This window comes from Nocardioides sp. F233 (assembly GCF_057813895.1).
Genome location: NZ_JBVASH010000001.1, coordinates 36,923 through 46,349, shown reverse-complemented (window position 1 = coordinate 46,349; position 9,427 = coordinate 36,923). Strand labels below are relative to the sequence as shown.

Annotated in this window: 10 protein-coding genes; 3 read left to right on the top strand and 7 right to left on the bottom strand. The window is 70.5% G+C overall.

Features of this window, described 5'->3' with window-relative positions:
• Positions 1-11: 11 nt before the first annotated feature.
• Genes ACZYRU_RS00260 through ACZYRU_RS00240 form a run of 5 tightly spaced genes read right to left on the bottom strand, consistent with a single transcriptional unit; the run spans position 12 to position 5,432 of the window.
• Positions 12-1,355, bottom strand: coding sequence for an NAD-dependent succinate-semialdehyde dehydrogenase (locus ACZYRU_RS00260; RefSeq protein WP_488955066.1), 1,344 nt, complete (start codon positions 1,353-1,355; stop codon positions 12-14).
• A gap of 58 nt (positions 1,356-1,413) precedes the next feature.
• The gene (locus tag ACZYRU_RS00255) at positions 1,414-2,214 is read right to left on the bottom strand and encodes an ABC transporter permease (RefSeq protein WP_488955065.1); all 801 of its coding nucleotides are present in this window, start codon (positions 2,212-2,214) and stop codon (positions 1,414-1,416) included.
• Between the two features lie 13 nt (positions 2,215-2,227).
• On the bottom strand, positions 2,228-3,139 hold the full coding sequence (locus tag ACZYRU_RS00250; protein WP_488955064.1) for an ABC transporter permease: 912 nt from the start codon (positions 3,137-3,139) through the stop codon (positions 2,228-2,230).
• A gap of 2 nt (positions 3,140-3,141) precedes the next feature.
• Positions 3,142-4,323 (bottom strand): extracellular solute-binding protein, encoded by a 1,182-nt coding sequence (locus ACZYRU_RS00245; protein WP_488955063.1) that lies wholly within the window; start codon positions 4,321-4,323, stop codon positions 3,142-3,144.
• A gap of 38 nt (positions 4,324-4,361) precedes the next feature.
• Complete coding sequence (locus ACZYRU_RS00240; protein WP_488955062.1) at positions 4,362-5,432, bottom strand: ABC transporter ATP-binding protein; 1,071 nt, start codon at positions 5,430-5,432, stop codon at positions 4,362-4,364.
• Positions 5,433-5,550: 118 nt separating this feature from the next.
• Between ACZYRU_RS00240 and ACZYRU_RS00235 the strand changes: the two genes are divergently transcribed.
• Together ACZYRU_RS00235 and ACZYRU_RS00230 are read left to right on the top strand one after the other, a co-directional pair.
• Positions 5,551-6,297, top strand: a complete 747-nt coding sequence (locus ACZYRU_RS00235) for a FadR/GntR family transcriptional regulator (RefSeq protein ID WP_488955061.1) — start codon at positions 5,551-5,553, stop codon at positions 6,295-6,297.
• Complete coding sequence (locus ACZYRU_RS00230) at positions 6,294-7,010, top strand: cache domain-containing protein (RefSeq protein WP_488955060.1); 717 nt, start codon at positions 6,294-6,296, stop codon at positions 7,008-7,010. The genes ACZYRU_RS00235 and ACZYRU_RS00230 overlap by 4 nt, the downstream gene beginning before the upstream one ends.
• Before the next feature lie 37 nt (positions 7,011-7,047).
• Here the strand turns inward: ACZYRU_RS00230 and ACZYRU_RS00225 are convergent, their stop codons facing one another.
• Complete coding sequence (locus ACZYRU_RS00225) at positions 7,048-7,668, bottom strand: dihydrofolate reductase family protein (RefSeq protein ID WP_488955059.1); 621 nt, start codon at positions 7,666-7,668, stop codon at positions 7,048-7,050.
• A gap of 59 nt (positions 7,669-7,727) precedes the next feature.
• Here ACZYRU_RS00225 and leuE point away from each other — a divergent pair, with 59 nt between their 5' ends.
• Positions 7,728-8,384, top strand: coding sequence for a leucine efflux protein LeuE (gene leuE / locus ACZYRU_RS00220; protein WP_488955058.1), 657 nt, complete (start codon positions 7,728-7,730; stop codon positions 8,382-8,384).
• 124 nt (positions 8,385-8,508) lie between these two features.
• On the opposite strand, the gene ACZYRU_RS00215 is transcribed toward leuE, so the two are convergent.
• Positions 8,509-9,426, bottom strand: a complete 918-nt coding sequence (locus tag ACZYRU_RS00215) for a cation diffusion facilitator family transporter (RefSeq protein ID WP_488955057.1) — start codon at positions 9,424-9,426, stop codon at positions 8,509-8,511.
• Position 9,427: the final 1 nt, after the last annotated feature.

Here is a 9,427-nt window from a genome sequence, read left to right as displayed (position 1 = left end):
CAGCGAAGCGATCAGCCGACCGTGCGGATCAGCTTCTTGTTGACGAACTCCTCCATGCCGTAGCGGCTCAGCTCGCGGCCGAAGCCGGAGCGCTTGATGCCGCCGAAGGGCAGCTCGGCCGCGTCGAGGCCGACGCCGTTGACGAAGACCATGCCGGCGTCGATCTGGTCGGCCACCCGCTGGGCCTGGGCGGCGTCGGTGGAGAAGACGTACGAGCCGAGGCCGTACGGCGTGTCGTTGGCGATCTCCACCGCCTCGGCCTCGTCGGCCGCGCGGAACACCATCGCCACGGGGCCGAACAGCTCCTGGCGGTACGCCGGGTTGTCGGTCGTGATGCCGGAGAGCACGCCGCTCGGGTAGAACGCGCCGTTGCGCTCGCCCGCGGTGGCCAGCTGCGCGCCGCCGGCGACGGCCTGGTCGACCTGCTTCGCGAGGTTCTCGGCGGCGGTGACCGAGGAGAGCGGCGAGCCGCCGGATGCCTCGAGCAGCTTCTCGGTGAAGCGGGAGACGAAGTCGTCGTACAGGCCGTCGACGACGATGAACCGCTTGCCGCCGTTGCAGACCTGCCCGGCGTTGTCCATGCGCGCGAAGACCGCGGCCTCGACGGTGGCGTCGAGGTCGTCGGAGGACAGCACGATGAACGGGTCCGAGCCACCGAGCTCCAGGACGACCTTCTTCAGGTTGCGGCCCGCGATCTCGGCGACGGCGGCACCGGCGCGCTCCGAGCCGGTCAGCGAGACACCCTGGACGCGCGGGTCGGCGATGACGTCGGCGATCTGCTCGTTGGTGGCGTAGATGTTGACGTAGGCGCCCTCGGGGAAGCCGGCGTCCTTGAAGATCTGCTCCTGCAGCGCGGCCGAGCGCGGGCACTGCGGCGCGTGCTTGAGCAGGATCGTGTTGCCGATGATCAGGTTCGGACCGGCGAAGCGGGCGATCTGGTAGACGGGGAAGTTCCACGGCATGATCCCGAGCAGGACGCCGACCGGCATCTTGCGGACGACCGCGGTGCCCTCGCCCTCGCCGAGCTCGATCGGCTCGTCGGCCAGGAAGCGCTCGGCGTTGTCGGCGTAGAACTCGTAGATCGAGGCGGAGAAGTCGACCTCGCCCTCGGCGTCGGCCAGCGGCTTGCCCATCTCCTCGACCATCGCGGCGGACAGCTCGGCGCTGCGCTCGCGGTGGAGCTCGGCGACCCGGCGGATCAGCGCCGCGCGGTCGGCGACGGTGGAGGTCCGGCCCCAGGAGCCGTACGCCGCGGAGGCCGCGTCGATCGCGGCGGCGATGTCGGTGGCGGTGGCGGTCGGGAAGGTCTCGACCAGCTCCCCGGTCGCGGGGTTGCGGACGGCGTACTCGGTCATGGGGTGGGGCTCCTTCTGATGGTGCACGTGGACGATGGGTGGAACGGGGTGGGGTGGATCAACGGACGCCCTCGACGTCGGAGGACAGCCGCTGCGCCAGCCAGACGGGGATGATCGAGAAGACGATCAGCACGACCGCGACGACGTTGACCACCGGGGCCTGGTTGGGGCGGAACATGTTGTTGAGGATCCAGATGGGCAGCGTGGTCGCCCCCTGTCCGGCCGTGAACGTCGTCACGATGATCTCGTCGAAGCTCAGCGCAAAGGCAAGCATGCCACCGGCGAGAAGTGCGGAGCGCAGCTGCGGCAGGGTGACCAGCCGGAAGGTCGTCAGCACGCCCGCGCCGAGGTCGGCGGAGGCCTCCTCGAGACTGGTGCCCATCCGCCGCAGCCGGGCCTGCACGTTGTTGAAGACGGTCACGATGCAGAAGGTCGCGTGCGCCACGACGATGGTCCACAGCGAGAGGTCCACGCCGAGGATCCCCTTGAACCCGTTGTTCAGCGCGATGCCGGTGACCACACCGGGCAGCGCGATCGGCAGGATCACCAGCAGGTTGACGGCGTTCTTGCCGAAGAACGAGTAGCGCTGCAGAGCGAGGGCGAGCAGCGTGCCGAGGAGCAGGGCCATGGCGGTGGCGATCACCGCGACCTGGAGGCTGGTCACCAGCGCCTCCCGGGCGCCGGCGCTGTGCGCGGCCCGGCGCCACCACTCGAAGGTGACGCCGTCGGGCGGCCAGGTCATCGACTGGCTCGGGTTGACCGAGTTCGCGACGACGACCAGCAGCGGCACGTAGATCAGCGCGAGCACGCCGAAGGTCAGGCCGGCCAGGACGCGTCGGGCGAGCGGGCTGAGGGTCATCGCAGGATCTCCATCAGAGGTTGTCCAGGGCGCCGGTACGACGGATCGCGGTCAGCAGCACCAGCATCACCACGATCGGGATCATCGCGATCGCCGCCGCCAGCGGCAGGTTGTTGGCCGCGCCGGCGTTGATGTAGACGAGGTTGCCGAGCATCTGGTTGGCGCCGCCGACGATGTTGACGGTGATGTAGTCGCCCATCGTCAGCGAGAAGCTGAAGATCGCGCCGGCCACGATGCCGGGGACGAGCAGCGGGAAGACGATCGAGCGCAGCACCAGCCCGCTCGGGGCGCCCAGGTCGCCGGCCGCCTCGAGCAGCGAGTCCGGGACCCGCTCGAGCGAGGCGAAGATCGGCAGGATGACGTAGGGCAGCCAGATGTAGGCCTGGGTGATGACCACCGCGGCCAGGCCGTAGCCGGGCGAGCCGAGACCGGTCCAGTCGGCGAGCCCGCCCTCGGAGAGCACCACCCGCCAGGAGAAGACCTTGACCAGGTAGCTGGCCCACAGCGGGGTCAGCACCGCGACCACCAGCATCCGGCGCACGCGCGGCGAGGCGATCTTGGCCATGTAGAAGGCGATCGGCAGCGCGATCGCCACGTCGATCACGGTCACCGCCAGGGCCACGCCGACGGTGCGGATCGTGACCGTGCGGTACACCTCGTTGTCGAGGAGCGTGCGGAAGTTGTCGAGCGTCCACGTCCGGTCGATCTCGCTGGTGAGGCTGTCCACCGACCACAGCGAGGTGATCAGCAGCGCCGCCAGCGCGACGACGTACACCAGGAGCATCCAGGCGAGCGGCGCGGAGAGCAGGAGCGAGAGCCGGAGCCACACCATGCGGTGGAGCAGCCGGGACCCCGGCCGGGCCACCGGCCCCCGCAGTGCGGGGTCGGTGGCCGGGCCGGGCCGGGTGTCGGACGTGGCGGACATGATCAGCCCTTGATCTCCGTCCAGGCCTCGGTCCACTGCGAGTAGTCGGTGCACTCGACGTCGGTGCGGCCATCGAGGCACTTCTTGACCGGCGTACGCCAGAACCACAGCTGCTTGGCGTAGTCCTGGTCACCGGCGTGGAAGGTCGCGCAGTGGTCGGGGTCGGTCGTCTTCTCGCAGGCCTGCGGGCTGTTCGGCGCCTCGCCGAAGTACTCGGTCGCCTGCGCGTTCGCCTCGGGCGAGAGGATGTAGTCCATCCACTTGTAGGCGCAGTTGGGGTTCTTCGCCTGCGACGACAACATCCAGGTGTCGTTCCACGCCGTGGCGCCCTCGGTGGGCAGCGTGACCTCGACGTCCTTGTTCTTGATGTTGTTCTTGATGACCTGCCAGGTCGTGCCGACGACCGAGTCGCCGGTCTCGAAGGCCTGGATCTCCTTGAGGTAGTCCGACCAGTACTCGCCGACGTACTGGCGCTGCTCCTTGAGCAGGGCCACGGCGGCGTCGAGCTGCTTCTGGTCGAGCGCGTAGGGGTTCTCGATCTTCAGCTCGGGCTTGGTCTTCATCAGGTACAGCGCGGCGTCGGCGATGTAGATCGGCGAGTCGTACGCCGTCACCTTGCCCTTGTTCTTCTCGAGCTGCGCCTTGTCGAACACCGCGCCCCACGAGGTGGGCGCCGGGTCGACGTCGTTCTTGTTGAACATGAGCAGGTTGGCGCCGTAGCCGTGCGGGACGCCGTAGTTCTTGCCGTCGACGGTGTTCCACTCGGTGTTCTTGAGGAAGTCGTAGACGTTCTTGTAGTTCGGGACCAGGTCGGTGTTGATCGCCTGGGCCTCCTTCGACGCGACCAGGCGCAGCGACAGGTCGCCGGAAGCGGCGATGACGTCGTACTCACCGGACTTGGCGAGGTTGAAGGCCTCGTCGGAGGTGCCGTAGCTCTTGCTGGTGACCTCGCAGCCGGTCTCCTTCTCGAACGCGGAGACCCAGTCGACGTTGGGGTCGTTGCTGCCGTCCTCGACGTAGCCGGGCCACGCCAGGATGGAGACCTTGCCCTCGGTCTTGCCGAGCTTCTCGACGGCCTCGGTCTTCTTGTCGCTGTCACCGCTGCCGCAGGCGCTCAGCACGGAGACCGAGAGCAGGGTCAGGCAGGCCGCGGCCACACGGCCTCTCCGGAAGGTGTTCTTCATCGGGTTCTCCGTTTTCTCGTTGGTTGTGCGGGGAGCATTCATGAGCTGAGGGGTACGACGTCCGCGCGGGCGAACCGGACGGTGACGTCCTCGCCGCGGTGCTCGCGGGCGTCGAGCGAGCCGGTCGACTGCTCGAGCGCGACCAGGTCCAGGCCGTCGGGGGTGCGCAGGTGCACCCGGTTGCCGGTGCCGAGGTAGATGGTCTCGACGACGACCGCGTCGAGCCGGACCTCACCGTCGCGGGCGGCCTCGGTGTCGGTGCCCGACGAGAGCCGCAACCGCTCGGGGCGCACGGCGTGCTCGCCGGCGACGCCCAGCACGCGCTGGGAGGTCTCGGCGTCGAAGAGGTTGGTAGTGCCGACGAAGCCGGCGACGTACGCCGACGCCGGGTTCTCGTAGATCTCGCGCGGGGTGCCGAGCTGCTGGATGCGACCGGCGTCGAAGACCGCGATCCGGTCGCTGAGCGTCAGCGCCTCCTCCTGGTCGTGGGTGACGAACACGAAGGTGATGCCGAGCTCGCGCTGGAGCTGCTTGAGCTCGACCTGCATCTGCTCGCGCAGCTTGAGGTCGAGGGCGCCGAGCGGCTCGTCGAGGAGCAGCACCCGCGGCTGGAGCACGATCGCCCGGGCCAGCGCGACCCGCTGCCGCTGGCCGCCGGACAGCTGGGCCGGGCGGCGTGCACCGAGGTGGCCGAGGCGGACGGTGTCGAGCGCGTGCTGGGCCCGCTCGCGGCGCTCCTTCTTGCCCATCTTGCGCACCCGCAGGCCGTAGGCGACGTTGTCGAGCACGGTCATGTGCGGGAAGAGCGCGTAGTCCTGGAAGACGGTGTGCACGTCGCGCTCGAAGGGCGCGGAGCGGGTGACGTCGACGCCGCCGAGCTCGACCGAGCCGGCGGTGGCCTGCTCGAAGCCGGCGATCAGGCGCAGGACGGTGGTCTTGCCGGAACCGGACGGGCCCAGCATCGAGAAGAACTCGCCGTCTGCGATGTCGAGGTCGACGTGGTCCACGGCGACCACGTCGCCGTAGGTCTTGCGCAGTCCGCGGATCGAGATGGCGGGGGTGCGGTCGACGGCAGCGGCCTCAGCGGGAGCACTGGTCGAGAGAGACATCGGATGTGCCTTTCGTCACGTACGGATTGGCGATAAGATATGACTTCAGAGTTCAAAGCACAAGGGCCTCCGGCAAGATGGCGGGGACAGCCGGGGACGAGGGACTGGAGGCGAGACGGTGGCCGTGCCGTTCTACGGGCGAGCATCTGCGGCGGTGTTCTCGCCGCTGGAGTCGCTGAGCCGATCGGAGCTCGTCGTACGACGGCTCACGGACGCGATCGCGCTCGGCCTGCTCCCCGATGCCGAGCAGCTGCCCGGCGAGCTCGACCTCGCCGGGATCTTCGGCGTCTCCACCGTGACCGTGCGCGAGGCGCTGTCCGTGCTGCGCTCCGAAGGGCTCATCGAGACCCGCCGCGGGCGCGGCGGCGGCAGCTTCGTGCGGACGCCGGAGGACGGGATCAGCCACCTCGCCCGGCGTCGCCTCGACGGGTTCAGCCTGGGCGAGCTGCGCGACCTCGGCGACGTGTACGCCGCCATCTGCGGCGCCAGCGCGGCCCTCGCCGCCCGCCGCTCCAGCCCCGACGACGTCGACCGGCTGCAGCGCGTGGCCGACGCGCTCGAGCACGCCGAGAAGCCCGACGCCCGGCGCCGGGCCGACGCGCAGTTCCACATCGAGGTGGCCGCGGCCGCCCAGTCCCCCCGGCTCTACCACGAGGAAGTCAGCCTCCAGGCCGAGTTCGGGACCCTGCTGTGGCTCGCCTTCGGCGACGACGACAGCCACGCCCAGATGGTCCGCAGCTGCCGGGCCGTCGTCGCCGCGATCGCCGACCGCGATCCCCACGCCGCCCGTGAGGCGGCCGAGCAGCGGGTGGCCGACTCCACCGCCCGTCTCATCGACTACCAGCTGAGCGAGGTGCACGCATGAGCACGCCCAGGACCCGCCTCTCCCCCGCCGACACCGCGCCGGTGATCGCGGCGGTCGCCGAGATCGCCGACCACGCGTTCGGGCTGGCCGCATCCATCGCGACGAGCGTCGAGCAGGCGCTCGCCGGCCGGGCCGCGCCGCGTCGTGCCGACCTCGCGGCGGTGGAGCCCCTCGTCGTCCCGGTCCTCTCCGACGGCAGGCAGCCCGTCCAGGGCGCCGGCTTCGTCGCCGCGCCCGGTGTCCTCCAGGACGCCGAGTGGTGGCTGGAGTGGTTCGCGCGCGGCACGGATGGCAGGCCGCAGCGGCTGATCACCCACTCCGAGCCGCAGGCGATCGGCTTCTACGACTACCAGCACCTGCCGTGGTACGTCGTCCCGCGCGAGAGCGGCCGGCGGCACGTGACCGGGCCGTACGTCGACTACCTGTGCACCGAGGAGTACACCCTCACCTTCACCGTCCCGGTCCTCGTCGACGGCCGGTTCTGCGGGGTCGGCGGCGCTGACGTCGCGGTCAAGAACGCCGAGCAGGCGCTGCTCCCGGCGCTGCGCGCCAGCGAGCACCGGATCGCCGTGGTCAACGGGTTCAGCCGGATCCTGTCGAGCAACAGCGGGCGCCACCTGTGCGGCGACCTGCTCGACGGGGTCTCCTTCGACGAGCTCCCCGACGACCAGCGGGTCGGCGACCTGCCGCTCGCGGTGGTCGCCCTCGACTGATGCCTCCCGGTGGTTGAGGTGCGACGAGCCTCACACCTCAACCAGCGGACCGCCGCCGGTAGGTCAGGTGGGTGACGTACGGCGTGTGCCGGCTCGCGACCGGCTCCAGCCCGAGCGGACCGGTCCCGTCGAACAGCCGGGGTCCGGTGGCCAACCCGTCGGCCAGCCCGGCGACGTACGGCACCAGGTGGAGGCGCAGCTCGTCGAGGTGACCCGCGGCCAGGCAGGCGTTGATCGTCGATGCTCCGCCGGCGACGGCGACATTGCGCTCGCCGGCCTCGGCGCGGGCCCGGGCGAGCGCGGCGTCGAGGCCGTCGGTGACGAAGTGGAAGGTCGTCCCGCCCTCCATCTCCAGCGACGGGCGCTCGTGGTGGGTCAGCACGAACACCGGTGCGTGGTACGGCGGGTCCTCGCCCCACCAGCCGCGCCAGTCGAGGTCCCAGTCACCACGCCCGGGGCCGAACATGTTGCGGCCCATCACGAACGCGCCGGCGTCGACGATCGCCGCGACCTCGGCGGCGTTGTCGTCGCCGTGCTCGAACATCCAGCGGTGCAGCTGGTTCTCGTCGAGCGACCCGAACGGGTGCTCGCGCGTCTGGTCGGTCGCGGCGCCGAAGCCGTCGAGGGTGGTGCTGATGTCCGCGGTCACGATTCCCATGCCGGTGCTGACCGAAATCGGGGCGCCGACTCATCGGCGTACGTGGGACAATTCGGTCCGTGCTGGGCATCACCGACCTGTCGACGTACCTCGTCGGCCTGATCCTGATCATCCTGCTGCCCGGCCCGAACTCGCTCTACGTGCTGTCGGTGGCCGCACGCCGTGGCGTCCGGCCGGCGTACGCCGCCGCGGCCGGCGTGTGGACCGGCGACGCGGTGCTCATGACGCTGTCGGCGGCCGGGGTGGCCTCGCTGCTGCAGGCGAACCACGTCGCGTTCTCGATCGTGAAATGGGTCGGCGCGGGCTACCTCGGGTACCTCGCGTTCACCATGCTGCGCGGCGCGGTCATCATGTGGCGGGCCCGGCGGCGGGCGGTGAAGGCGGTCGAGGAGGGGGCTCCGGCGCCAGTGGCCGGGGAGCGCCCGTACCGCCGCGCGCTGGTCATCAGCCTGCTCAACCCGAAGGCGATCTTGTTCTTCGTCGCCTTCTTCGTGCAGTTCGTCGACCCGGCGTACGCCCACCCGGCGCTGTCGTTCCTCGTCCTCGGCACGCTCGCCCAGGTCGCCAGCGTCGCCTACCTCAGCGCGCTGATCTTCGGCGGCACCCGCCTGGCCGCGGCCTTCCGGCGGCGCAAGGGACTCTCGGCGGCGGGCACGTCGGCCGTCGGCGCGATCTTCCTCGGGTTCGCGGTCAAGCTCTCCCTCGCGCACGCCTGACCCCGAGTTCGTCGAGTAGCCGCGAGCGCCAGCGAGCGGCGTATCAAGACGACTCACCGCGTCTCGATACGCCGCCTCCGCTCGTTCCTCGCTCCGGCAGCTACTCGACGAGCTCAGGGATCGGTCACCAGGTGACGGCGTCGCAGGCCGCCGAGCGGTGGCCCTCGATCTGCAGCGTGGCGTGCTCGATCTGGAACTGCTCACGCAGCAACAGCTGCCCCTGCCGGAGCACGCCGGAGCCGTCGGCGCCCTCGACCAGGACGAGGTGCGCCGTGGCGACGTGCATGCCGGAGGTGAGGGTCCAGGCGTGCAGGTCGTGGACGTCGCAGACGCCGTCGATACCGCCGAGCGCGCCGGCGACGGTGTCGATGTCGACGCCGGCGGGGACGTGCTGGCCGAGGACGGCGAGCACCTCGCGACCGAGCATCACCGCGCGGACCGCGACGAAGGCGCCGATGAGGAAGGCGACGACGGTGTCCCAGACCGTGTTGTCGGTGGCGAGGATCAGGCCGCCGGCGACCATGACGCCGACGCTGCCGGCGGTGTCGGCGACGACCTCGACGTAGGCGCCCTTCACGTTGAGCGACTCCTGCGAGCCCCCGCGCAGCAGCGCCATCGCGATCAGGTTGACGACCAGGCCGAGGAAGCCGACGACCAGCATCGGTCCGGTCGCGACGTCGGGATCCGCGCCGATGCGTCCGATCGCCTCGACCACGACGTAGACCGCGACCCCGAGCATCATCAGCACCGCGAGGCCCGAGGCGAAGACCTCGGCCCGGTACGACCCATAGGTACGACGCCCGGTGCTGTCCGCGCGGGTCGCGATCTTGGTCGCGACCAGCGCCGCCCCGAGCGTGACGACGTCGGCAGCCATGTGGCCCGCGTCGGAGATCAGCGCGAGCGAGCCGCTGACCAGGCCGACGACCAGCTCGACGACGAAGAACGCCGCGATCAGGCCGAACGAGACGCCCAGCCGCCAGCGGTGGCGGCCGCCGGCGTGCCCGCTGTCGCCGCCGTGACCGTGCCCGTGCCCGACGCCCATG

Coding starts and splice junctions, on each gene's coding strand:
- ACZYRU_RS00260 (WP_488955066.1), bottom strand. CDS start 1,355: ATGACCGAGTACGCCGTCCGCAACCCCGCGACCGGGGAGCTGGTCGAG.
- ACZYRU_RS00250 (WP_488955064.1), bottom strand. CDS start 3,139: ATGTCCGCCACGTCCGACACCCGGCCCGGCCCGGCCACCGACCCCGCA.
- ACZYRU_RS00245 (WP_488955063.1), bottom strand. CDS start 4,323: ATGAAGAACACCTTCCGGAGAGGCCGTGTGGCCGCGGCCTGCCTGACC.
- ACZYRU_RS00255 (WP_488955065.1), bottom strand. CDS start 2,214: ATGACCCTCAGCCCGCTCGCCCGACGCGTCCTGGCCGGCCTGACCTTC.
- ACZYRU_RS00215 (WP_488955057.1), bottom strand. CDS start 9,426: ATGGGCGTCGGGCACGGGCACGGTCACGGCGGCGACAGCGGGCACGCC.
- ACZYRU_RS00230 (WP_488955060.1), top strand. CDS start 6,294: ATGAGCACGCCCAGGACCCGCCTCTCCCCCGCCGACACCGCGCCGGTG.
- ACZYRU_RS00240 (WP_488955062.1), bottom strand. CDS start 5,432: ATGTCTCTCTCGACCAGTGCTCCCGCTGAGGCCGCTGCCGTCGACCGC.
- ACZYRU_RS00225 (WP_488955059.1), bottom strand. CDS start 7,668: ATGGGAATCGTGACCGCGGACATCAGCACCACCCTCGACGGCTTCGGC.